The sequence below is a fragment of the Streptomyces sp. KPB2 genome (genome assembly GCF_003950055.1).
In the GTDB taxonomy this organism is placed as follows: domain Bacteria; phylum Actinomycetota; class Actinomycetes; order Streptomycetales; family Streptomycetaceae; genus Streptomyces; species Streptomyces salinarius.
In genome coordinates, this window is sequence record NZ_CP034353.1 from 5728321 (window position 1) to 5750149 (window position 21829).

Genomic DNA, 21829 nt, shown 5'->3' on the forward strand with positions numbered 1-21829 from the left:
CCTCAGGCGGGCCCGGGCCCGGGCGGGGTGCGCGGGAGCGGGGCCTGGTGGGCGCGCTTCAGTTCCGACCGGGCGCGGACCTGGTCGGGGCCGGTTATCTCCGACCAGTAGCGATGGGTGCTGACGAACACGGCCAGCTCGCGCTCGCGCTGCCGGAGCTTTTCGACCTCCGCCTGTTCGTCCGCCGACCAGCCGGGCGAGGCCGGGCGCTCGACCTTGCGCCAGCCGGTGTCGTCGCTGAACCCCTCCAGCGGTTCGACGGACCAGGGGAGTCTCTTCAGCAGGGCCGACAACTCGGCCCGGACCTGATGCAGTTCCTCCTGACCGGCGAGGAGGTCACTGGGGAAATCATAGGTCGTAGCCACGTTCCAATGATACGCCTGTTCGATTTTGAGGCGCGCGTTCCCTTCGGTGGTTCACGCGAACGGGTGGCGCCCCGGCTCGGGCCGACTGTCAGACCCCTGCCCTACCGTGAAGACATGGACAGCCTGGACGAGCGGACCGGAGTGGGCGGGGAGCGGGTGAGCCTGGTCCCCTGGACCGAGCAGGACCTGTGGTTGCTGCGCAGGCTCAACAGCCCGGAGATGACCGAACACCTGGGCGGCCCGGAGAGCGAGGAACAGCTCCTGGTCCGGCACAGAAGGTACGTGGAGCCGGCGCCGGGGCGGATGTACCGGGTGACCCTGGCGGACGGCGGCGAGACCGTCGGCTCCGTCGGGTTCTGGCAGCGGACCTGGCGGGACACCGGGATCTGGGAGACCGGGTGGGGCGTGCTGCCGGAGTTCCAGGGGCGGGGGCTGGCCGTGCGGGCGGCCCGTGCCGTACGGGAGGCGGCTCGCGCGGCCGGGTCCCACCGGTATCTGCACGCGTTCCCGAGCGTCGGCCACGCCGCCTCCAACTCCGTCTGCCGAGGGGCCGGGTTCACGCTGCTCGGGCAGGTCGACTTCGAGTATCCGAAGGGCCACTGGATCAGGTCGAACGACTGGCGCGTGGACCTGGAGAGGGAGGACTGACGTCATGTGCCGCAGCATCAAGACCCTGCGCCCGCCCGCGCTGGCCGAGGAGGCCACCGAGGACGAGATCAGGGCCGCAGCCCTTCAGTACGTCCGCAAGGTCTCCGGGTTCCGGGCGCCGGCCGCGCACAACCAGGAGGTCTTCGACCGTGCCGTCGAGGCCGTCGCCGAGGCCACGGCCGAGCTGCTGGACGGCCTGGAGATACGGGGAGGCGCCGGCACGCGACGGGCCTCCTGACGCCGCTCGGTGCTGCCGCGCACGGGGCCGTAGGTCTGTCGGAGACCCCGCCCGTACCGGCGGCCTCGGCCGCGGTCCGCCGCTAGGATGCCTCGGTCGCGCGGGGCTGGCGGCGCATCAGGTACGCCGCGCCCGCCCCCGCGCCGAAGAGCGCCACCAGCGACACTCCCGTCGCCAGCCAGGTCGCGCCCAGCCACTGGCCGCCGAAGTAGCCGAGGGCGACGCTGTAGGCGGCCCAGGCCAGCCCGGCGAGGGCCGACCAGGGGAGGAACTCGCGGATCCGGCGATGGGCCGCGCCGGCGACGAGCGAGACGACGGAGCGGCCGGCCGGGGCGAAGCGGGCCAGGACGACGAGGGCACCGCCGCCGCGGGCGAGCGCGCCGCCGAGACGTTCCTGCGCGGTGGTCAGCCGCCGGGAACGGGCGATCGCGCGGTCCAGTCGTGCCCCGCCGCGCCAGGCGAGGCGGTAGACGGCCAGGTCACCGACGACGGAGGCGGTCGCCGCGCAGAGCGTCAGGACGAGAATGTCGGGCACGTCCTGCGGAACCCGTCCGGCGGCCGCCGCGCCCGAACCGGCGGCCGCAGCCGTCGCCGCAGTGATCACCAGGACCCCGCTCGGCAGCACCGGCAGGAAGATGTCGAGGAGCACCGAGACGGCCACCAGCGCGTAGATCCATGGGCTGCTGACCAGCGACCCGATGCTTCCCAGACTCTCGACCACCACTACTCCCCGATACTCCCCCGTGGGCCGGGCCATGCCGCGAGACGCGGGGACGGCAGGAGCGGCCAATGACAGCCATACAGCGTACGCCCGGGGTGTGACAGAGGGTTCACAGGGGGCTTGAGTGTTCAGTGCGGGACATTCACACCGACGTCACCCGCGCCTGCCTCCGCCCCCTCTCCGCCCCCTCTCCGCCCTCCGCACGCACGGCAGCGGTGCCTCCGCTTCCGGGAGGCACCGCTGCCGTGCGTGCGGAGGGGGAGGGACTCCTGCTGTGCGTACGGACGGGGAGGGAGGGACCGCTGTGCGTGCGGGAAAGGGATAGCGCCGCGGCGGTCCGATCAGGCCGCGACCGGCGTCTGCCGCTCGGGGGTGGACTCCTCCCGCTCGGAGGAGCGGCGGGAGAGGAGGCGGTCCAGGCCGAAGGCGCCGGAACCGGTGAAGGCGAGCAGCAGGAAGGCCCAGCAGAACATGGCGGGGGCCTCGCCGCCGTTCTCCAGCGGCCACAGGGCGCCGGGCTGGTGCACCTTGAAGTACGCGTAGGCCATCGAGCCGGAGCAGATGACCGCCGCCGGGCGGGTGCCGAGGCCCAGCAGGACGAGGCCGCCGCCGACCAGCTGGATCACGGCCGCGTACCAGCCGGGCCAGGTGCCCGCGTCGATGGTGCCGCCCGACCCCGCGGCGCCGCCGAGGACGCCGAAGAGGGACGCGGCGCCGTGGCAGGCGAAGAGCAGGCTGACGACTATGCGGAACAAGCCGAGCACATAGGGCTGGGCGGTGGCGCTTTCGAGGCGTCGGGGCATGGGGGGTTTGCTCCTCCGGTCGGCCGGCCGGGGTGTGGCCGGTGGGGACGGAACCGAGTGGGCTGCCCACGTTAGGTGTGCCTAATGAGTACTTGCAAGTTCAACATTTAGCCATAACTTAACGCGCGGTCACCGCCATCTCACGGCGGGCGGACCAGGTGGGAGCGCTCCCATGAGCGGGGCGCGCCCCGCCGATGTGACTCATTTCATACCCACCCTGAGCCCGCTCACGCCGCCTCACCCCCCTTACGCCGCCTCGCTCCCCTCACTCCGGCTGCGCGAGTCACTCCGGCTGCGCGAGTCACCTCGGCGGCGCGAGCTCCCGGTCCGTGATCATCCGCAGGACGTTCGTACCGTCACGGTTCGCCCGGGCCTGCTCCAGGCGCAGTCGCGCCGACCGGCCCCGCAGGGTCAGCGTCATGATCTGGTTGCCGAACCAGGGGCCGCCGGTCCTGCGCCAGCTCACCGTCGGCGGGGCGCAGCGTCCGTGCCGGGCGATGCGCCGCCCGAGGGCACGCGCCGGTGCGCTCCAGCCGAAGCGGAAGCCGAGGCGGATCGAGAGCGGCACGGAGTTGTGCACCGGGGAGCAGGTCAGCTGTGCCACCCGCGCGTCGGGCGCACGACCGGGCCAGGACGGCTCGGCCACGTAGGCGTGGTGGACGTCGCCCGACAGCACGCTCACCGTCGCGGGCGCCCCCGGTCCCGTACCGGCCTCGGCGATCAGGTCGCCGAGCGCCGTGAAGGACGACGGGAACGCGGACCAGTGCTCCAGGTCGGCCCCGCGCCGGATCCGTTCGCCGAGCCGCGCCCAGCGTGCGCCCCGCTCGCCGCCGCAGATCGCCGAGTTCCACGCCTCCACGTCGTGCACCAGGTGGGGCAGCAGCCAGGGCAGGGAGGTGCCGATGAGCAGGTGGTCGTAGGCGCCCCGCCCGTCCATGATCTGCTCGCGCAGCCAGGCGGCCTCGCCGGGGTCGAGCATCGTGCGGCGGTCCTCCTCCAGGACGCGGGCCGCGCGGGAGTCCACCATCAGCAGCCGGGTACGGCCGAAGTCGCGTCGGTAACTCCAGCGGACGGAGGTCGGATCGGCGTCGGCGCGGGCCGCGAATGCCCGGAGCGCGGCGGTGCCGTCGGGGGTCTCGCGGACGGCCGCGTACAGCGGGTCGGCGGCCAGCTCGTCCGGGGAGAGGTTGCCCAGCTGCTGGTACACCCAGTACGACATCAGCCCGCTCAGCAGCCGCTCCTGCCACCAGTCGGTGGCCCGCATGTCGGCGAGCCAGGCGGCGGAGGTGTTCCAGTCGTCGACGACGTCGTGGTCGTCGAAGATCATGCAACTGGGCACGGTGGAGAGCAGCCAGCGCACCTCGGGGTCGAGCCAGGATTCGTAGTAGAGGCGGGTGTACTCCTCGTAGTCGGCGACCTGGTCGCCGGGAGGCCGGTCCAGGTCGCGGCGGCCGGCGATCCAGTGGCGCGTGGCGTCGGAGACCTCGTCGGCGTAGACCTGGTCGCCGAGCAGCAGCAGTACGTCGGGGCGGGCGCCCCCGGGGTCGGCCGCGACGCGGGCGGAGAGGGTGTCCAGTGCGTCCGGGCCGACCGCGTCCTTCCCGCCGGCCGGTGGTGCGGCCCAGCGGCAGGAGCCGAAGGCGACGCGCATGCCGTCGTCGTCCGTGGGCGTGGCGATCACCGAGGGCGGGAAGCGGGAGTCCGGCGGCGGCCACACGCTCGCGCCGTCGAGGAGCACCTCGTACTCCGTCGCCGTGCCCGGCGTCAGGCCGTCGACCGGGACCAGGGCGTAGTGGTGACCGGCGACCCGGAAGGTGCCGGCCGTCCCCCGGGCGCCGTCGGCGCAGCGCACCTCGGCGGTGCAGGGGCCGCTCGTCTCGACCCAGACGGTCGCGCACGTACCGTCGGCGTACCTCAGCAGTGGGCCCAGGCGCAGTCCCGCCATGATGATCCTCTCCTCCGTCGCCCCGTACGGTACGGAACGACGGAGGCCGACGGGGAGGTTCCGTGCCGGGCGGGGCGTCAGCAGTTCGCGAGGTAGCCCTGGAGGGCCGACTTCTCCGCCGAGTCGACCGAGAGGTCGTAGTAGTACTTCACCTGCACCCAGGCGCGCACGTACGTGCAGCGGTAGGCGCTGCGCGAGGGCATCCAGGTGGCCGGGTCCTGGTCGCCCTTGGACTGGTTGACGTTGTCGGTGACCGCGAGGAGCTGGGGCCGGGTGAGGTCGTTGGCGAAGGACTGCCGGCGCGAGGTGGTCCAGGAGTCGGCGCCGGAGTCCCAGGCCTCGGCGAGCGGTACGAGGTGGTCGATGTCGACGTCGGAGGAGGCCGACCAGGTGGCGCCGTCGTAGGGGGAGTACCAGCTGCCGCTGGTGGCGGCGCAGGAGGAGTCGGTGACGACGTTCGTGCCGTCGCGCTTGAGGATCGTCTCGCGGGTGTTGCAGGTGCCCGACTGCGTGATCCAGTGCGGGAAGAGGTCGCGGTCGTAGCCGGTGCGGTCCTCGGTGGCCACCGTGAGGGAGGCCAGGTAGGTGCGGGCGGTGGCGGCGCTGACCGGCGTGGGGAGGGCGGCGGAGGCGGCCGGGCCGTTGAGGAGCCCGGCGGAGGCTATGAGCCCGGTGAACGCGGCGAGGAAACCGAGCCGTCGACGCGCGTAGAACTTCGGCATGCGAACTCCCTTTGGGTGTGGGGGTGTTGGGACGCGGGCAGGGGAATGCTCGCGACGCCGCATGGCGCACAGGTGTGCGGTCGGTAAGAAGTTAGTGACGTGTGCATGGCACGTCTAGGCGTGCGGCGAGACTCGTGACGGAAACCGGGGCCGCGTTCCGGCGTTCCGGCGGGGGACTTTCGGCCCTCGGGGCCGTGCGCGGGTTCGCGTACTATGGACGGCGCAGAAGGGGAGTAGCTCTTCGCCGGACCGTCGACATACTGCTCAGCCAGCCTGAGCCGGCGCCCGGAGGCAGGCCTCGTACACGAGGCGGGCCAGCGAGACCTTCGGCAAGCAGTGCACGCCCGTGCCGTACGGCACGGGTGAATCCGTGTGCTGCCGTGCCGAGGTGTCGCGTGTCGCGGAGACGGTGAAATCCGCGCAACCAGCACTCTCGGTGGGGTGGCCCCGACCGATTGAGGAACCTTGATCAGCCTGACCGTGACGGCGCTCGTCTTCGGTGTCGTCTTCCTCGCCGAACTGCCGGACAAGACCGCGCTCGCCGGCCTCGTCCTCGGCACCCGCTACCGCGCCTCGTACGTCTTCGCGGGCGTGGCCGCCGCCTTCCTCCTGCACGTCGTGCTCGCGGTCGCGGCCGGCAGTGTGCTGACCCTGCTGCCCCAGCAGATCGTGCACGCGATCACCGGTGTGCTGTTCCTGGGCGGCGCCGCCGTGCTGCTGATGAAGAAGGACGACGAGGACGAGGAGATCCGCAAGCCGGAGGACCAGTCCTTCTGGAAGGTCGCCGGGGCGGGCTTCATGCTCATCCTGGTCGCCGAGTTCGGCGACCTGACGCAGATCATGACGGCCAACCTCGCGGCCCGCTACGACGACCCGCTCTCCGTCGGCCTCGGTGCGGTGCTCGCGCTGTGGGCGGTGGCCGGGCTCGGCATCGTCGGCGGCAAGGCCCTGATGAAGCGGGTGCCGCTGGGGCTGATCACGAAGATCGCGGCCGTGCTCATGCTGGGCCTCGGCGTGTGGAGCCTGTGGGAGGCGATCGCCGGCTGAGCGGCGAACACCGGGTCCGGGCCGGTTCCGGCGGTTCCCGTGGCGGGTGTCGGTGGCGCGAGCCCCGGGCCGTTTCGGGGCCGTCGGCGTGCGCCGGTGGCGCGAACCCCGGTCTGTTTTGTACCGTGGATGAACAAAGTGGCTCCCGCCCGTTCTCCCTGACCGGCGGGCGGGGCCGCCTTGTTCCCTCCCCGCGCCTTGGAGTCTGCCGATGACGGCCACCGCCACCACCGTTCTGCCCGCCCGCGCCCTGCTGCTCGACATGGACGGCACCCTCGTCAACTCGGATGCCGCCGTCGAGCGCGTCTGGCGGCGCTGGGCCGACCGGCACGGGCTGGACGGCGACGAGGTCATGAAGGTCGTCCACGGACGGCAGGGTTACGCCTCGATGGCGATGCTGCTGCCGGACCGGCCCATGGAGCAGAACCACGCCGACAACGCGCGCATGCTCGCCGAGGAGACCGCCGACACCGAGGGCGTCGTCGCGATCCCCGGCGCGGCCCAGTTCCTCGCCTCGCTGCGGGGTCTGCCGCACGCCCTGGTGACCTCGGCCGACGTGGCCCTGTCCACCGCGCGGATGGCCGCCGCCGGGCTCGCTCAGCCGGACGTCCGGGTCACCGCCGAGTCGGTCGGCGCCAGCAAGCCCGACCCCGAGGGCTTCCTCAAGGGCGCCGCCGAACTGGGCATCGCCCCCGCCGACTGCATCGCCTTCGAGGACTCCGGCGCCGGCATCGCGGCCGCGCGCGCCGCCGGTATGCGGGTCGTCGGGGTCGGGCCGCGCGCCGGGCTCCACGGGCCGGACGTGGTCGTGGAGGATCTGACGCGGGTGCGTGTCGAGGCCGACGCGGACGGGTCGCTGCGGCTGCACATCGGCTGACGGCTGTCAGGGGGGCCGCCGCTACGGCTCTCGTCGCCCGGCTGCTGTGACTTCGGCTGTCGCGACTTTGGCTGCCGCGACTTCCGCTGTCGCGGCTACGGCTGCCGCGGCTCCGACTCGAGCCTGCGGCGGGTGTCCGGGCCGTAGACGCCGACGCCGTCGGTGTAGATGCCGCGGTACCACTGGTACTGGCGGACGGCGTCCTCGACCTGGCGGTTGAAGTTGCCGTTGAGGTCGCCCCGGTACATCTCCATCGCGGCCAGGCGCTGTTGCAGTTCCACGACCTCCGGACCCTGGTCGCCGCGTTGCAGCGTGGGGCCGCCGTCCGGGGCTCCGTCGTCGTCCTCGGACTCCTGCGAGGCGGCGGCGCCCGGCGCGGTCGTGCTCTGCGTCGGCTCCGCCGACCGGGACGGTGTGGGCGAGGCGCTCGACGCCGACGGGGACGGCGAGGCCGAGGCGCTCGCACTGTGCGACGGGGAAGCGGACTCGGAGGGCGAGGCCGACGCGGAGGGCGTCGGCGAGGCCGAGGACGCGCTCGGTTCCGCGCTCGGCGAGGTCTCGCTCGTCGAGGCGTCCGGCACGCTCGCCCGCACCTCGTCCGGCATCGCCCCGTCCCGTGCAGGCGTGTCGTACGAGAACAGCCCGCTGGCGTACCCCGCGGCGCCGACCACGACCACGACCGCCCCGGCGGCGCTCAGCAGTACGCCCTTGCGGCGCCCGCGCGGAGGCCGCCCGGTGCCGCCCCCGCCCTGTGCGCCCTCCGCCCCCGGCGCCACCCGAGGGAGGGGCGCGGTGGCGGACGTGTCGAACAGGCGCAGGTCGTGTGCGCTGGGCGCGCCGGACGAGGGGGCGAGGGGCGTCGGCAGGGCGGAGGCCGCCTTCGCGTCCCCACCGGGCGAACCGGCGCCGACACCGCCACGGCCCCCGGCGCCGCCATCAGCGGCGGTACCCGCACCGGTGCCGGTACCCGCACCGGCCTGGGCGCCCGCACCCCCACCGGCGTCGACCGCGCGCAGCGTCATGGTGGCGTCCGGGTCGGACGGGGGCGCGAGCCGCTCACCGGACGCGCCGGATGTACTGAGCGCCCCGGGCGTACCGGACACGCCGGATGTACTGGGCGCGCCAGCCGTACCGGACGCCCCAGTCGTACCGGACGCGCCGGACGCACCGCTCGCCGCGCCCGAGGGATCCCCGGCCCCGTCCAGCTCGACGTACGGCCGTATGCGCAGCGGGTCGAAGTCCTCCGCCGCTGCCGCCTGGGCCGTGCGCGCGTCGCGCAGGGCGTCGGACGCCCTGGTGCCGCAGGCGCAGGACGGCGTGTTGTCCGCCGCTCTGGGCGTGCCGCACTCCGGGCACGAGGCCCTCGCGGGCCGCTCCTGCGACGGCTCCTTCTCCTGCTTCACGCGTTCGTCCCTCCCCTCGCGACTCCCCTCGCGAACTTCAGAGATTATGCAGATCTTCTCCACACTTTCGCGCACACGCCCCCGGAATACCGGCTTCCCGGAGGACTGAAACGGCCAAAACTGGTCACACCGACCTGGATGGGCAGTGGCCCGGACGGCCGGGCGGGCAGTGCGCATCGACACCGTGAGCGGCATGACACCGTGGAGGTCCACATGGCCGGAGACGTGCGCGGGGCGACGGAGGCGGACCCGGAGCGGCGGCCCGGGGTGCCGGGGGAGCGGGAGCAGGTCGCCGGCGGCGTGCTCGTCTCCATCGGGGCCCTGCTGCTCGGCATGCTGCTCGCCGCGCTCGACCAGACCATCGTTTCGACGGCGCTGCCCACCATCGTGAGCGACCTGGGCGGCCTGGAGCACCTGTCCTGGGTGGTCACCGCGTACCTCCTGGCGGCGACCGCCGCGACGCCGCTGTGGGGCAAGCTCGGCGACCAGTACGGGCGCAAGAGGCTGTTCCAGCTGGCGATCGGGATCTTCCTGGTCGGCTCCGCGCTGTGCGGCATCGCGCAGGGCATGGGCCAGCTGATCGCCTTCCGCGCCCTGCAAGGGCTGGGCGGCGGCGGGCTGATGGTGCTGTCGATGGCGATCGTCGGCGACCTGGTCCCGCCCCGCGAACGAGGCCGCTACCAGGGGCTGTTCGGCGCGGTCTTCGGCGCGACCAGCGTGCTCGGGCCACTGCTCGGCGGGGTCTTCACCGAGCACCTCAGCTGGCGCTGGGTCTTCTACATCAACCTGCCCATCGGCGTCGTCGCCCTCGCCGTCATCGCGGCGGTCCTGCACATCCCGCGCAGCACCACCCGGCACGTCATCGACTACCTCGGCACCCTCCTCATCGCCTCCGTCGCCACCTGCCTGGTCCTGGTGGCCTCGCTCGGCGGCACGACCTGGGCCTGGGGCTCCCCGCAGATCATCGGTCTCGCGGTGCTGGCGGTGGTGCTGGCCGTGCTCTTCGTGGCCGTGGAGCGCAGGGCGGCCGAGCCCGTCCTGCCGCTCAAGCTCTTCCGCGTCCGCACCTTCACGCTCTCCGCCGTCATCAGCTTCGTCATCGGTTTCGCGATGTTCGGCGCGATGACGTACCTGCCGACGTTCTTGCAGGTCGTACGAGGTGTGACGCCCACCATGTCCGGTGTGTACATGCTGCCGATGGTGTTCGGCCTGCTGCTCTCGTCGACCGTCTCCGGGCAGATCGTCAGCCGTACCGGCCGCTGGAAGGTGTTCCCCGTCGCGGGCACCGCCGTCACCACCCTCGGCCTGCTCCTGCTGCACCAGCTCGACGAGAACAGCGCCACCGCCGAGGTGAGCACCTACTTCTTCGTCTTCGGCCTGGGGCTCGGCCTGGTGATGCAGGTGCTCGTCCTCATCGTGCAGAACGCCGTCGCCTACGAGGACCTGGGCGTCGCCACCTCCGGCGCGACCTTCTTCCGGTCCATCGGCGCCTCGTTCGGCGTGGCCATCTTCGGCACGATCTTCGCGAGCCGCCTCGCCGACCAGCTCACCGACGCCTTCCGGGGCGCCGCCCTGCCGCCCGGCGTCTCCGTGGACACCCTCAAGGCCGACCCGCGCGGCATCGGCGCCCTGCCGCCCGCGCTGCGCCCCGAGGCGATCCACGCCTACGCCTCCTCCATCACCGACGTCTTCCTGTACGCCGCCCCCGTCGCCCTGGTCGCCTTCCTCCTGGCCTGGTTCCTCAAGGAGGACCGGCTGCGCGGCTCGGTCACGGCGCCGGACGCCACCCAGACCCTCGCCAGCAACCCGGTGGAACGCTCCTCGCACGACGAGGTGTGCCGCGCCCTGTCGGTCCTCGGCACCCGGGAGGGCCGCCGGGAGATCTACCGCCGGATCACCGACCGGGCGGGCTACGACCTGCTGCCCGCGTCGAGCTGGATCCTGCTGCGGGTCAGGAAGTACGGCCGGGTCGAGCCGGCCCAGCTCGCGGAGCGCAGCCCGGTTCCGCTGGCCACCGTGATGGCGGCCGCCCGCCAGGTGGAGGAACGGCACCTGGCCGTCCGGGAGGGCCCCGACCTGATTCTCACCGGCCGGGGGCGCGAGGTCGCCGAACGGCTGGCGCTGGCCCGCGAGGACTCCCTCGCCGAACTGCTCGGCGACTGGTGGGGCCCGGACCGCCCGACCGACCTGGTGCAGCTCGTGCACGAGCTGACCGGCGAGCTGTGCGGCTCGGAGCGGGAGCGCCCGCACGACCGGCACGCCGGGCGCGTGGGGCGCGAGGGACGGGAGGGGCGTACGCCCGCGCGGGCCGGGTGATCACCGTCGGTCCTCAGTCCTCAGCCCTCAGCCGTCAGTCCGAGCCGTCAGCCCTCAGCCCTGAGCCGTCAGCCGTCGGCTCTGAGCCGTCAGCCGTCAGCCGTCAGCCGCGAGCCGTCCATCACCGGTGAGCCCTCGTCGCCGTGCAGCGGCTTGGTAAACCAGTGCTCGGCGTACGGATCCTCCTTGTACGCCTCGGTCTCGGTGTAGCCTAGGCGCGCGTACAGGGCGCGGGCCTCGACGAGGTCGCCGCGCGTGTCCAGGACCATGCGCTCGGCCCCGAGCGTGCGTGCCACGTCCTCGGCGGCCCGCACGAGCAGCGCGGCGCCGCCCCGGCCGCGCATTCCGGCGTACAGGAACACCCGCGTCAGCTCGGCGGTCGCGTCGTCCAGCAGCCGCACGCCCGAGGTGCCGGCCGGTTCACCGCCGTAGCGCGCGACCAGCAGCCCTCCCCGGGGCGGTACGAGGTCGGAGCCGGAGTACGCGGCGATCTCCCGCTCCAGCTCGGCGAGGTCGGTGGAGCGCCCCTCGTGCAGCTGGTACCAGCGGTCGCTCACCTCCGTGTAGTACGCGCGCCACAGCGCGGCGGCGACGGGGGAGTCGTACGGTTCCGGGGCGACGGTCCAGGTCATGACGGGCATGGTCGGCAGGGACCGGGGGACGGAGCAAGCGCATTTTCCCAGCGGTGCGCCGTCGGCGCACGCCGGGCACCGTTTGAGCGCGGCCTCGGGGGCAACACGAACGGCGAACCGGCCGCTCGGAGAGCCGGCAGGCCGAAAACCCGGAAGGCACTCATGTCCACAGGCGTGATCATCGCTTTGATCGTGGTCGTGGCGGTCGTGCTCGTCGTCGCGGCCGTCCTTGCCCTGCGCGCACGCGGAACCCAGCACGGCGGAGGCCTGAAGCGGCGCTTCGGGCCCGAGTACGACCTGGCCGTCGCCCGGCACGACGGCGACACCAAGGCCGCCGAACGCGAACTGACCGAACGGGTGCGGCGGCACGGGTCGTTGCGCACGCGGTCCCTGGAGCCCGCCGAGCGCGAGCGCTTCACGGCGCGCTGGACCGCGGCCCAGGAGCGCTTCGTCGACTCCCCGCGCGAGGCGGTCGCCGAGGCGGACCAGCTCCTCGCGGAGCTCGCCGGTGCCCGGGGCTTCCCGGACGGCGGGCAGTACGAGGAGCAGCTCACGGCGCTGTCCGTGCACCACCCCCACCATGTCGAGGGCTACCGCCGCGTACACCGTGTGACGCACGCGCGCGTGGACGACGCGCGGGACGGCGGCGGTACCGAGACGGAGGAGATGCGTGAGTCCATGGTCGAGGCCCGCGCGCTGTTCGAGGCCCTGATGCGCCCGGCCCGCCACGACGGCCGTGACGGGCGGGGGCGGGGCACGGAAGCCCGCACCGCCGAACCGGCCCCGGCGGCCCGGGCGCCCCACGCGTGGTCGCTCGGCAAGCGTCGACCGAAGGAGAGCTGAGGTCATGTCCGACACGACAGGCGAACCCGGCACCGCCGCCGGTCACGGCACCGTCCCCGGCCGAAACGTCCACGCCGAGCACGACGTCCACGCCGAGCGCGGCGACTTCAACACCGAGCGCGGCGCCGACTCCGGCCCCGGCACGAGCACGGGTTCCGCCACCACGGCCGATGCCCGCACCACGGCCGGTCCCGGTACGGCGGCCGGTCGCGGTACCACGGCTGATCCCGGCACCACGACCGATCCCGGCCTCACGCCCGACGCCCGCACCGTGGCCGATCGCGGCGCCTCGGCCGAGCGCGGCGTCACGGCCGCCCCGCGCACCCCGGCCGATGCCGGCCCTACGCCCGATGCCCGCACCCCGGCCGATCCGGGCACCCCGGTCGCCCCGGCCGAGGCTGCCCTCGCCGGGGCCACCCCCGCGCCCGCTCCCTCCGCGACGACGACCTCGAAGGGCCCGTCGGCGGCGGACCGCCCCCTCCTGCCGCCGGCCGACTCCGACCGGCTCGGTGAGCGGCTGCACCACGCGCTGGCCGGGTTCGTCGACGCGCCGCGTGCCTCCGTCGAGGAGGCCGACCGGGTGCTGGAGGAGATCACCACCCGCTTCACGGAGGCCGTGACGCACCGCCGTCAGACCCTGCGGGCCTCCTGGCGGGAGCCCGGCGAGGGCGGCGGCGCGCCCAGTACGGACACCGAGCAACTCCGCCTGGCGCTGCGGGACTACCGCGAACTGGCGGGCCGTCTGATGCGCCTGTGACCGACAGGCGTCACGTCACCGCTCCGCGCCGTCCGCCCCGTCCGCCCGGCCCTCCCGCCACTGCCGTACGACCTCTTCGACGTCGTAGGGCTTCAGACCCAGCGGGGGGCCGGGCGGCGGCTTGAACATGACCTCGCGGATCTTGACGTTGATCTCCTCGACGATGCGCCGGACCACCCGCTCCGACGGGGCCTTCGCCGCCGCCTCCAGGGCGTCCTCCGCCTCCTTGCGCAGGGCCAGCGTGGGCGGCAGCACGGAGAAGCCCTCGCGGGCCATCTTCCGTTTGACCCACCACAGTTCGTCGTAGGTGCTGTCCATCTCGCTCGGCAGGGGCTTGCCCGCGCCGGGCAGCTCGGCGAACTCGCCGCGCGACTCCGCGTCTCGAATCTGTTTGTCGACCCAGGACTCGAAGTCGACGCCGGGTGGCTTTCGCTCGGTCATGAACCCAGTGTGCCGGACACCGCTCCCCGGGTCGATCTATCATGCGGCGGCGACAAGCCGACGGACCTCGAAGGAGCGCACGTGCTCGAACTCACCATGGCCGCCGTCACCGCGGCGGACGCGGGCGCCACGGCCGGCATGCAGATGGCCGACGCGCCCAGCGAGCCGGACTCGGTGCTGCGCGTCGGCCGGGACAGGTCCGTGTGCCGGCTGGCGACGCCGGACGACTGGCTGTTCGTCTCCCGGGTCCACCTGGAGTTCCGCTGCGGAGACGACGGCACCTGGCGGCTGAGCTGGCTGCGCGGCTCGCAGCCGGACCCCTCCAGCGAGGTCCGGCTGACCATCGGCGAGCACCTTCAGTCCCTGCCGTACGGCGGCACGGTGCCGCTGCCCAGGGGCGGCAGCGGCGAGGTCGTGGTCCAGGACCGCGCGGAGCCGCGCAGCGTCAACGTCGGCTTCTACCACGAGGTCTAGCGGGCCGGGCGGCCTCAGGCCAGCACGCGGGCCAGTGCGAACCCGTCGTACCCCTTGACGCCGACCGTCTGGACCGCGGTGCCGCTGAGCCGCGGATGGCTGCCGATCAGCTCGATGGCGGCGCGGGTGCCGCGCACGTCGTCGGCGGTGTCCGCGGCGTCGGCCACCCGGCCGCCGCGGACCACGTTGTCGATGACGATCAGGCTGCCGGTGCTGGTGAGCTTGAGGGCCCACTCGAGGTAGTGCGGGTTGTTGCCCTTGTCCGCGTCGATGAAGACCAGGTCGAAGGGCGGCGGGTTCTCGTCGGCGAGCTTCGGCAGGGACTCCAGGGCGGGACCCACACGCACGTCGACGAGGGCGTCGAGGCCGGCGCGGGCGATGTTGCGGACGGCGACCTCCGCGTGCCGGTCGCTGTACTCCAGGGTGACCAGGCGGCCGTCGGAGGGCAGGGCGCGGGCCAGCCAGATGGTGCTGTAGCCGCCGAGGGTGCCGATCTCCAGCACGGTGCGGGCGCCCTGGATCTGGGCGAGCAGTTGCAGGAGCTTGCCCTGGTTGGCGGCGACGTTCACCGGGGGCAGCCCGGCGGCGTCGCTCTCCCTGCGGGCGGCCGCCAGGGCGTCGTCGTCCGCCGCGAGGTGGGTGATGAAGTAGCCGTCGACGTCGTCCCAGAGCTGCGACTCGCTCATGCCGTGTGCACCCCGTGTCTCCCGTTCGCTCTACTTAGCCGTTCTAAGTAGGTGCGCTAACGAATATTAGACGCGGGGTGCGGGCGCCGCAGGGTTTTTCACCGGTGTGTTCCGGGGGCGGAGGACTCCACCACGGGCGCCTCCACCGCGGGCGCCTCCACCGCGGGCGCCGAGCCCGGCAGCGGCCGGCCCGCCGACTCCGTCATGAACCACACCGCCACGCCGCCGACCACGGCCGCGGCCATCATGTAGTAGGCGGGCATCATCATGTTGCCCGTCGCCCCGATCAGCGCCGTCACCACCAGCGGCGTCGTCCCGCCGAACAGGGACACCGAGACGTTGAAGCCGATCGACAGCGAGCCGTAGCGCACCCGCGTCGGGAACAGCGCGGGCAGCGCCGACGGCATCGACGCCGTGAAGCAGACCAGCAGCAGGCCCAGCGCGCCCATGCCCAGGGCCACCGCGAGCAGGCTGCCCTCGCGGATCAGCAGCAGCGCCGGGACGGACAGCAGCAGGAAGCCCGCGCAGCCCGCCGCGATCACCGGCCGCCGCCCGACCCGGTCGGTCAGCGCGCCCGCGAACGGCTGGACGACCATCATCAGCGCCATCACCGCGAGCACCACGAGCAGCCCGTGGGTCTCGTCGTACTTCAGCTCGCTGGTCAGGTAGCTCGGCATGTACGACAGCAGCATGTAGTCGGTGACGTTGAAGACCAGGACCAGGCCGACGCAGAGCAGCAGCGCCCGCCACTGCCCGGTGACCATCTCGCGCAGCGGCACCTTCACCCGCGCCGTCTCCGCCTTCTCCACCTCGGCCGCGAACGCGGGGGTCTCCTCCAGGCGCATCCGCAGGTACAGGCCGACGATGCCCATCGGGCCCGCGATCAGGAACGGGATGCGCCAGCCCCAGGACGTCAGGTCGCCGTCCGACAGCAGCGCCGTCATCAGCGTCACCAGACCGGCGCCGCCGATGTACCCGGCGAGCGTGCCGAACTCCAGCCAGCTCCCCAGGAAGCCGCGCCGCCTGTCCGGCGCGTACTCGGCGATGAAGGTGGACGCGCCCGCGTACTCGCCGCCGGTCGAGAACCCCTGCACCAGCCGCGCGGCCAGCAGCAGCACCGGCGCCCAGACGCCGATCGTCGCGTACGACGGGATCAGCCCGATGGCGAACGTGCCCGCCGCCATCATGATCATCGTGACGGCGAGCACCTTCTGCCGCCCGACCCGGTCGCCGAGCGGACCGAAGACCATGCCGCCCAGCGGCCGCACCAGGAACGCCGCCGCGAAGGCACCAAAGGTGGAGAGGAGCTGCGCGGTCGGGTTGCCCGACGGGAAGAAGACCTTGCCGAGCGTCACGGCGATGTAGCTGTAGACGCCGAAGTCGAACCACTCCATCGCGTTGCCCAGCGCCGCGGCCTTGACGGCGCGCCGGACGAGCGCGGGATCGGTGGCGGTGGGCGCGCCCGCGGTGCGCGGGACGGGTGCGGGGGCCGTGCGGGACGGGGTACGGGACGACGGAGCGGCAACGGGGGCGGCCGACAAAACTACGCTCGCCTGCTTTCGACGGGGACAGGGACGGAGGCGCGGGGAACGCCGGGACCCGTACGGCGGCGCTGTCGCCGGGCCGGAAAGAGCCCGGGCCACTCGGCCACGGGCAGAAAAGCGACCATAGGCGGTGATGCGCCGCTTACGCCCGGTATGCTTTTCGTTGCACTGTGCACCAAAATGGCGTACACGCAGGGGACATGCGCGCGCCGCGCGCCGCTCCCCCGGCCGCGAGCTGTGATCCTTCTCGCTCCCGGGAATCCCTTCGAGTCGAAAAGCGGGCGGCTGTCAGGTTGAGTGGGGGGTGCCCGCGTCTTCCACCGGGGACGGTGCGAGCCTCATAGGGTTCGCAGGGACGACACACGGCGTGCACGAGGGCGGCACGTACGGTACGTACGGACGGTACGAACGGGGCGGGAGGCCGACGAGGCGTGGCGAATGCGGAGCACAGTGGGCGACCGGCGGAGTCCTTCGGAGCCACGGCCGTCGACGCGACCAGAGCACGGCTGCGCCTCGCACGCCTGGGCCTGTGGCTGATCACCGCCGTCCTGGCCGTGCGCCAGGTGGCCGCGGTGCTCGGCACCCCGCGCGGAGAACGCCTGACGGACCTGGAGACCTGGGTCGGCGAGCACGGCGTCCTGCACGTGGAGGGGTCGCTCTACGACTCCACGCAGTTCACCGGCACGCCGTTCGTCGGCCTGGTCCTCAAACCCTTCACCCGCGCCGCCGAGCAGGCCCTCGGCTGGGGCTGGACCTTCGGCTCGCTGCTGCTGGTCGTCGCCCTCGGCCTGGTCGCCGCCCGTGCCCTGCCCCAGCCCGTCGGACGCCGTACGGCGCTGCTGGCGGCGCCGGTCGCCATCAGCCTGCTGATGCTGTCCCTGCCGGTGCGCAACGCGTTCTGGCTCGGCCAGACCAGCATCATTCCCGTCCTGCTCGTCCTGCTGGGCTGCTTCGCCGTGCGCGGGGCCCGGGGCGACCGGCTGGGCGGCGTGCTCATCGGTGTCGCCGCCGCCTTCCAGCCGACCGTGCTCCTCTTCGTCCCCCTGCTGTGGTTCACCGACCGCAGACGTGCCGCCGCGTCCACCGGGATCACGTTCGTCGTCTGCACCGCCGTCGCCTGGGCGGCCATGGCGCAGGACTCCTACACGTACTGGGTGCACCACATGGCCGGCGTCGGCCTGGGCGGCGCGGCCGATGACCTCGCCAACCAGTCGCTGCACGGCGTCCTGCTCCGCCTCGGCCTCAACGGCCCGCTGGAGATCGCCCTCTTCCTCGCGCTCGGCGCCGCCGTCGCCGTCCTCGCCCTGCGTCGCGCCGTGCGCTACGCCCGCGACGGCCAGCTGCTGCTCGCGGTCGCCGTCACCGGCTGCGCGGCCGTCGTCGTCTCCCCGGCCACCTGGCAGCACCAGCTGCTGTGGGTGCTGCCCGCGGTCGTCGGCCGGGTCGGCAAGCGGGCCTCCGACCGGTACGTGTGGCCGGTCGCCGTCGTCCTGGTGATGACGCTGCCCGCGAAGATGATGCTGCCGAACATGGAGGCGCTGTACCCGCTGCGCGACAACGTCGTCCTGCTCGCCGCGCTGGCCGCCGCCGTCGCCGTGCCCTTCCTGCCGCGCACGTCGCCCTACTTCGAAAACCCGACCCCGACCGCCTACGCGCCACCGGTCCCGGCCCGCTTCAAGCACGTCCCGCTGCTGCCCTTCCTGCGCCGGGTCCTCACCCGCCCCAACCTCCTCCTCGAACTGCTCCTCATCCGGGTCACCTACGCCGCCTACTCCCAGGTCCGCCTCGCGGCGACCGGCGGCAGCAACTCGGCGGGCCGGGCGCGCGCCGAGGAGCACGGCACGCAGATCCTCGACCTCGAACGCTTCCTGCACATCGACATCGAGCACACGATCAACCACGCGGTGGTCGGCGTCGGCTGGCTGCGGGACTTCTTCGACTTCTACTACACGTCGTTCCACTTCATCGTCCCGCTGACCGTCCTGGGCATCCTGTACTGGCGCCGCCCGGTCGACTACCGCTGGGCCCGCGCCTCCCTCGGCTTCGCCACCCTGCTGGCCCTGGTCGGCTTCTGGCTCTATCCGCTGGCCCCGCCGCGGCTGATGCCGGGCCTCGGGATCATCGACACGGTGCACGGCGTCCAGGACTTCTCCAAGCCGGACTACGGCACGCTGACCCACCTCACCAACCAGTACGCGGCGATGCCGTCGCTGCACTTCGGCTGGTCGCTGTGGTGCGGGGTGGTGATCGCGATCATCGCGCCGAGGATGTGGATGAAGGCCCTGGGCCTGCTCCACCCCCTCTTCACCGTCTCGGCGATCGTGGCGACCGGCAACCACTGGGTCCTGGACGCGGTGGGCGGCGCGGCCGTGGTGGCGGCGGGCTTCGGGCTGACGTACTGGTTCCAGGGCCCGCGGGCCCGGACGGCGGTGGCGGTGGCGGCGGCGAAGGAGGCCGTGGAGCCCGCGCCCGGCGTCAGCAGCGACCCCCCGACCCCGGCGAAGGACCGTACCGCGAGCTGATCCGGTACTCGCCCGGCGCCTCGACCGTCAGCCGGGTGAACTCGCCGTCCTGCGCCAGGCACCCGCCGTCGCTGCGCAGCCACGGCGACCAGGCGACCCGCACGGTCACCGTGCCGGGCCGCGCCACGCGCAGTACGAGGTCGGCGGGGCCGGTGGACACGACGGTGCCGGGGGCGGAGACGAGCGGTACGGCGTCCCGCACCCGGTAGACCTGCCAGTGCGCGTCCCGCCACACGGGCTCCAGCCACTCGGGCCGCAGCTCCGGGTCCCGGACCAGTTTCGCCTCGGCCCGCGCCGGGCCGTCCGGTCTGCCGAGCGGGGCGGCCACGAAGCCGACCGCCCAGCGGTCCAGCCACTCCCGGTAGGTGGCGGCGGAGAAGGTGCCGTCGTAGAAGAGCCGCCCGCGTTCCACGTCGAGCTGCCGGTTCCAGCCGCGGGCGAGGTTCACGTGCGGGGCGAGCAGGGTGGCCTCGCGGTGATTGCGGGCGGGCACCACCTCCACCCGCGTCCGGTCGGCACCGAGCCCCTCCAGCGCGGCCACGACACCGTCCGTCTCGGCGGCCCAGGCGGGCACGACGGTGGACACCCGCAGATCGGAGACGGTCTTGCCGCCCACCCACCACACGGAGTAGGCGAGCGCGACGGCCAGCAGCCCCCGCGCGAGCCGCCGCACCCGGTCCGCGGTGAGCGCGGGAGGGCCGGAGAGCAGCGCCGCCAGCAGCACGGCGGGCGCGAACAGCTCCGCGAACCGTTCGACGTTCGTGCCGACCGGCGAGGCGATCAGATACGTCAGCACGGTCCCGAGCGCGTAAACGGCCCCGCTCCACCGGGCCACCCGCCAGGTGCGCGGGGCCAGCACGGTGACGGCGAGGCCGAGCAGGACCGGCGGCCAGATGCGGCCGGCCGGCATGGGCTGCTCCCCCGTGAACGGGAAGAACAGCGTCGTCAGCCCGACGACGGCGGCCGGGGGTATGAGCAGCACGAGGGCGCGTCCCCAGTCCCGTACGAGCAGGAACGCGGCGCCCACGACGGCCACGAACAGCCCGGCCACCGGCGAGGCCATCGTCGCCAGCGCCGCGTACCCGGCGCCGAGCCACAGCCGCCGCTCCCGCACCAGCGGTACGCAGGCCGCCAGCGCGAGGGCGACGCCGAGCGCGAAGGTGGTCCGGCCCGAGGCGACGTCGCACCACAGCGCGAGGGAGGCGAGCAGCGCGGGCCAGACGGGCCGGCGCACGCCGCCGCGCACCAGCAGCACCGCCGCGAGCCAGGAGGCGGCGAGCCCGGACACCACCGTGACGGTGCGCACGCCGACCAGCGCCATCAAGTACGGCGAGACGACGCTGTAGTTGGCGGTGTGCATCCCGCCGTACCAGAACAGCCCGTACGCCGAATCCCCGTGGTTCGAGGCGAAGTCGGCCCACGCCTCCTGCGCGGCGAGGTCCCCGCCGCCCGTGGCGAGAAACGCCCACCACACCGCGTACAGCGGAATGGTGGGCAGGGTCGCGAGCAGCGGCACGCGATGCCGGCGCCCGAAGGCGCGCAGCACGTCAGCCGGACGTCTGTCCCGGCGCTGTTCGGGCCGGGGGACGGTGAGTTCGGCAGGGGCCACGGTCGGGGTTTCCGTTCGAGGTCATCGAGCGCGCCCGGGGTGGACACACGTGCGAAGACGATAAATCGAACAGAATCGTTGGCCCGGACCGGGTCCGGCTCAGACGGTGGTGCCGGAACCGGCTCCCTTGCCGGGGGTCCAGTCCCAGTCCACGATCTTCTCGGCGAGCTTCGGCAGCCTGTCGTCACCGGGCTTGACGTCGATGTAGAACAGCGCCTCGTCCGGGTGCTTGTCGTCGCCGCCCCAGCGGACCACACCGCCGCACTCCGCGAGGATGTCCCGGATCGCCGTCAACTGCTGCGGGAAGTAGCCGCCCCGCACTCCCGACGGGTAGGAACCGGGCCGGATCTGGACCGCCGTACCGGACGCCTGGTTCGACTCGGCCATGCCCTTGCGGACCGTGGAGGGGTGGCGCCAGCCGGTCACGTCGCCGCGGCGCAGTTCGTCCACCTCGTAGTGGAAGCGGCGGATCACATGGACCAGCACGGTCTCGACCTCGCCCATGCGTACCTGGACGCCGTCGACCGGAAGGCCCGGTACGGGTCTGGTGTAGACGTGCCCGCGGTTGTCGGCGGTCTTCTCCATCTCCCATCCGTTGCGGGACGGGACGCCGCTCAGGACGCGCTTGTTGCGCTCCTGCGCCTTGCGCACCGACTCGCGGAGCTTGTCGGGCTCCGGACCGGCCGGCTGCGCGAGGGCGGGGGAGGACAGGAGTTGGGAGCCGACGGCGGTCCCGGCGGCCAGGAAGGCGGCACGGCGCAGGACGTGGCGGCGGGACAGGGGGGTGGTCACGTGTGGGTGCCCTTCTTGTGGTGTGCGATGACGAGCCAGGTCAGGACGAGCGCGCAGATGCCGAGCAGCAGGGTGGCGGGGTTGAGATAGGACGGGATGACCGCCTCGGTCACCCGGCCGTCACCGGTGCGGCAGCCGAAGTGCAGCGGCACGAAGGTCGGTTCGTAGCCGGTGACCCTGCCGTCGACGGCCTTCGCACAGGCCTCGGCCTGGGCGTGGTCGTCGAAGAAGAACAGGTGGAGCAGCCCCCAGGTGTACATTCCGACCGCCGCGTCCCAGGCCAGTACGGCGGCCGGAGCCAGGAGGGTCGTGCCCCTCCGGCGGGCCCGCACCAGGCCGGTGACCGCACGGACCGTGAGCCACACCACGGCGACGAGACCGGCCAGCAGCAACAGCAGCAGGACGGCACCCTCGTGCTCGGCGTAGGGCTGGTCGCCTGACATG

Annotated in this window: 22 protein-coding genes; 9 read left to right on the forward strand and 13 right to left on the reverse strand. The window is 73.1% G+C overall.

Going from position 1 to position 21829, the window contains the following annotated elements:
• Window positions 1-2: 2 nt before the first annotated feature.
• On the reverse strand, window positions 3-365 hold the full coding sequence (locus tag D1J63_RS25720; RefSeq protein ID WP_125632017.1) for a hypothetical protein: 363 nt from the start codon (window positions 363-365) through the stop codon (window positions 3-5).
• A 114-nt stretch (window positions 366-479) separates the two neighbouring features.
• On the opposite strand from D1J63_RS25720, the gene D1J63_RS25725 reads away from it, so the two are divergent.
• Window positions 480-1013, forward strand: coding sequence for a GNAT family N-acetyltransferase (locus D1J63_RS25725; protein ID WP_241235607.1), 534 nt, complete (start codon window positions 480-482; stop codon window positions 1011-1013).
• A 4-nt stretch (window positions 1014-1017) separates the two neighbouring features.
• Complete coding sequence (locus D1J63_RS25730; RefSeq protein WP_125632022.1) at window positions 1018-1251, forward strand: DUF2277 domain-containing protein; 234 nt, start codon at window positions 1018-1020, stop codon at window positions 1249-1251.
• Between the two features lie 82 nt (window positions 1252-1333).
• On the opposite strand, the gene D1J63_RS25735 is transcribed toward D1J63_RS25730, so the two are convergent.
• From D1J63_RS25735 to D1J63_RS25750, 4 genes are all read right to left on the reverse strand, one after another.
• The gene (locus D1J63_RS25735; protein ID WP_164712974.1) at window positions 1334-2008 is read right to left on the reverse strand and encodes a VTT domain-containing protein; all 675 of its coding nucleotides are present in this window, start codon (window positions 2006-2008) and stop codon (window positions 1334-1336) included.
• Between the two features lie 305 nt (window positions 2009-2313).
• Complete coding sequence (locus D1J63_RS25740) at window positions 2314-2775, reverse strand: DoxX family protein (protein WP_125632026.1); 462 nt, start codon at window positions 2773-2775, stop codon at window positions 2314-2316.
• A gap of 301 nt (window positions 2776-3076) precedes the next feature.
• Window positions 3077-4720, reverse strand: a complete 1644-nt coding sequence (locus D1J63_RS25745) for an alkaline phosphatase D family protein (RefSeq protein WP_125632029.1) — start codon at window positions 4718-4720, stop codon at window positions 3077-3079.
• Between the two features lie 77 nt (window positions 4721-4797).
• Window positions 4798-5442 (reverse strand): HNH endonuclease family protein, encoded by a 645-nt coding sequence (locus D1J63_RS25750; RefSeq protein ID WP_003976456.1) that lies wholly within the window; start codon window positions 5440-5442, stop codon window positions 4798-4800.
• 465 nt (window positions 5443-5907) lie between these two features.
• On the opposite strand from D1J63_RS25750, the gene D1J63_RS25755 reads away from it, so the two are divergent.
• Together D1J63_RS25755 and D1J63_RS25760 are read left to right on the forward strand one after the other, a co-directional pair.
• Window positions 5908-6489, forward strand: coding sequence for a TMEM165/GDT1 family protein (locus D1J63_RS25755; protein ID WP_102928534.1), 582 nt, complete (start codon window positions 5908-5910; stop codon window positions 6487-6489).
• Between the two features lie 211 nt (window positions 6490-6700).
• Window positions 6701-7366, forward strand: coding sequence for an HAD-IA family hydrolase (locus tag D1J63_RS25760; RefSeq protein ID WP_125632031.1), 666 nt, complete (start codon window positions 6701-6703; stop codon window positions 7364-7366).
• A 95-nt stretch (window positions 7367-7461) separates the two neighbouring features.
• Here D1J63_RS25760 and D1J63_RS25765 read toward each other — a convergent pair whose 3' ends face one another.
• Window positions 7462-8769 (reverse strand): peptidoglycan-binding domain-containing protein, encoded by a 1308-nt coding sequence (locus D1J63_RS25765; RefSeq protein ID WP_125632033.1) that lies wholly within the window; start codon window positions 8767-8769, stop codon window positions 7462-7464.
• Window positions 8770-8982: 213 nt separating this feature from the next.
• Here D1J63_RS25765 and D1J63_RS25770 point away from each other — a divergent pair, with 213 nt between their 5' ends.
• Entirely contained in the window at window positions 8983-11085 is a 2103-nt protein-coding gene (locus tag D1J63_RS25770; RefSeq protein WP_125632035.1) for an MFS transporter, read from the forward strand.
• Between the two features lie 89 nt (window positions 11086-11174).
• Here D1J63_RS25770 and D1J63_RS25775 read toward each other — a convergent pair whose 3' ends face one another.
• Window positions 11175-11717, reverse strand: a complete 543-nt coding sequence (locus tag D1J63_RS25775; RefSeq protein ID WP_125632037.1) for a GNAT family N-acetyltransferase — start codon at window positions 11715-11717, stop codon at window positions 11175-11177.
• A 162-nt stretch (window positions 11718-11879) separates the two neighbouring features.
• Between D1J63_RS25775 and D1J63_RS25780 the strand changes: the two genes are divergently transcribed.
• Both D1J63_RS25780 and D1J63_RS37345 read left to right on the forward strand, forming a co-directional pair.
• Window positions 11880-12560, forward strand: a complete 681-nt coding sequence (locus D1J63_RS25780) for a hypothetical protein (protein WP_125632039.1) — start codon at window positions 11880-11882, stop codon at window positions 12558-12560.
• A gap of 4 nt (window positions 12561-12564) precedes the next feature.
• The gene (locus tag D1J63_RS37345; RefSeq protein ID WP_241235608.1) at window positions 12565-13317 is read left to right on the forward strand and encodes a hypothetical protein; all 753 of its coding nucleotides are present in this window, start codon (window positions 12565-12567) and stop codon (window positions 13315-13317) included.
• Between the two features lie 15 nt (window positions 13318-13332).
• Here D1J63_RS37345 and D1J63_RS25790 read toward each other — a convergent pair whose 3' ends face one another.
• Entirely contained in the window at window positions 13333-13758 is a 426-nt protein-coding gene (locus D1J63_RS25790) for a DUF1992 domain-containing protein (RefSeq protein ID WP_125632041.1), read from the reverse strand.
• An 81-nt stretch (window positions 13759-13839) separates the two neighbouring features.
• On the opposite strand from D1J63_RS25790, the gene D1J63_RS25795 reads away from it, so the two are divergent.
• Window positions 13840-14232 carry an FHA domain-containing protein gene (locus D1J63_RS25795; RefSeq protein WP_164712975.1) on the forward strand — a complete coding sequence of 131 codons (393 nt, stop codon included), beginning with the start codon at window positions 13840-13842 and terminating at the stop codon, window positions 14230-14232.
• Between the two features lie 14 nt (window positions 14233-14246).
• Here D1J63_RS25795 and D1J63_RS25800 read toward each other — a convergent pair whose 3' ends face one another.
• Both D1J63_RS25800 and proP read right to left on the reverse strand, forming a co-directional pair.
• Window positions 14247-14918 carry an O-methyltransferase gene (locus D1J63_RS25800; RefSeq protein WP_102932426.1) on the reverse strand — a complete coding sequence of 224 codons (672 nt, stop codon included), beginning with the start codon at window positions 14916-14918 and terminating at the stop codon, window positions 14247-14249.
• Window positions 14919-15016: 98 nt separating this feature from the next.
• Window positions 15017-16459, reverse strand: a complete 1443-nt coding sequence (gene proP, locus D1J63_RS25805; protein WP_125632043.1) for a glycine betaine/L-proline transporter ProP — start codon at window positions 16457-16459, stop codon at window positions 15017-15019.
• Between the two features lie 434 nt (window positions 16460-16893).
• On the opposite strand from proP, the gene D1J63_RS25810 reads away from it, so the two are divergent.
• On the forward strand, window positions 16894-18984 hold the full coding sequence (locus tag D1J63_RS25810; protein WP_125632045.1) for a bifunctional glycosyltransferase 87/phosphatase PAP2 family protein: 2091 nt from the start codon (window positions 16894-16896) through the stop codon (window positions 18982-18984).
• Here D1J63_RS25810 and D1J63_RS25815 read toward each other — a convergent pair.
• The 3 genes from D1J63_RS25815 to D1J63_RS25825 all read right to left on the reverse strand — a co-directional run bounded on the left by D1J63_RS25815 (window position 18938) and on the right by D1J63_RS25825 (window position 21828).
• The gene (locus D1J63_RS25815; RefSeq protein WP_125632047.1) at window positions 18938-20593 is read right to left on the reverse strand and encodes a hypothetical protein; all 1656 of its coding nucleotides are present in this window, start codon (window positions 20591-20593) and stop codon (window positions 18938-18940) included. The genes D1J63_RS25810 and D1J63_RS25815 overlap by 47 nt on opposite strands.
• 99 nt (window positions 20594-20692) lie before the next feature.
• The gene (locus D1J63_RS25820) at window positions 20693-21385 is read right to left on the reverse strand and encodes a hypothetical protein (RefSeq protein ID WP_125632049.1); all 693 of its coding nucleotides are present in this window, start codon (window positions 21383-21385) and stop codon (window positions 20693-20695) included.
• On the reverse strand, window positions 21382-21828 hold the full coding sequence (locus tag D1J63_RS25825) for a hypothetical protein (RefSeq protein WP_125632051.1): 447 nt from the start codon (window positions 21826-21828) through the stop codon (window positions 21382-21384). Before D1J63_RS25825 ends, D1J63_RS25820 begins: the two co-directional genes overlap by 4 nt.
• Window position 21829 lies beyond the last annotated feature (1 nt).

Coding starts and splice junctions, on each gene's coding strand:
- D1J63_RS25780 (WP_125632039.1), top strand. CDS start 11,880: ATGTCCACAGGCGTGATCATCGCTTTGATCGTGGTCGTGGCGGTCGTG.
- D1J63_RS25775 (WP_125632037.1), bottom strand. CDS start 11,717: ATGACCTGGACCGTCGCCCCGGAACCGTACGACTCCCCCGTCGCCGCC.
- D1J63_RS25800 (WP_102932426.1), bottom strand. CDS start 14,918: ATGAGCGAGTCGCAGCTCTGGGACGACGTCGACGGCTACTTCATCACC.
- D1J63_RS25725 (WP_241235607.1), top strand. CDS start 480: ATGGACAGCCTGGACGAGCGGACCGGAGTGGGCGGGGAGCGGGTGAGC.
- D1J63_RS25760 (WP_125632031.1), top strand. CDS start 6,701: ATGACGGCCACCGCCACCACCGTTCTGCCCGCCCGCGCCCTGCTGCTC.
- D1J63_RS25790 (WP_125632041.1), bottom strand. CDS start 13,758: ATGACCGAGCGAAAGCCACCCGGCGTCGACTTCGAGTCCTGGGTCGAC.
- D1J63_RS25740 (WP_125632026.1), bottom strand. CDS start 2,775: ATGCCCCGACGCCTCGAAAGCGCCACCGCCCAGCCCTATGTGCTCGGC.
- D1J63_RS25730 (WP_125632022.1), top strand. CDS start 1,018: ATGTGCCGCAGCATCAAGACCCTGCGCCCGCCCGCGCTGGCCGAGGAG.
- D1J63_RS37345 (WP_241235608.1), top strand. CDS start 12,565: ATGTCCGACACGACAGGCGAACCCGGCACCGCCGCCGGTCACGGCACC.
- D1J63_RS25745 (WP_125632029.1), bottom strand. CDS start 4,720: ATGGCGGGACTGCGCCTGGGCCCACTGCTGAGGTACGCCGACGGTACG.
- D1J63_RS25770 (WP_125632035.1), top strand. CDS start 8,983: ATGGCCGGAGACGTGCGCGGGGCGACGGAGGCGGACCCGGAGCGGCGG.
- D1J63_RS25750 (WP_003976456.1), bottom strand. CDS start 5,442: ATGCCGAAGTTCTACGCGCGTCGACGGCTCGGTTTCCTCGCCGCGTTC.
- D1J63_RS25735 (WP_164712974.1), bottom strand. CDS start 2,008: ATGGCCCGGCCCACGGGGGAGTATCGGGGAGTAGTGGTGGTCGAGAGT.
- D1J63_RS25825 (WP_125632051.1), bottom strand. CDS start 21,828: ATGTCAGGCGACCAGCCCTACGCCGAGCACGAGGGTGCCGTCCTGCTG.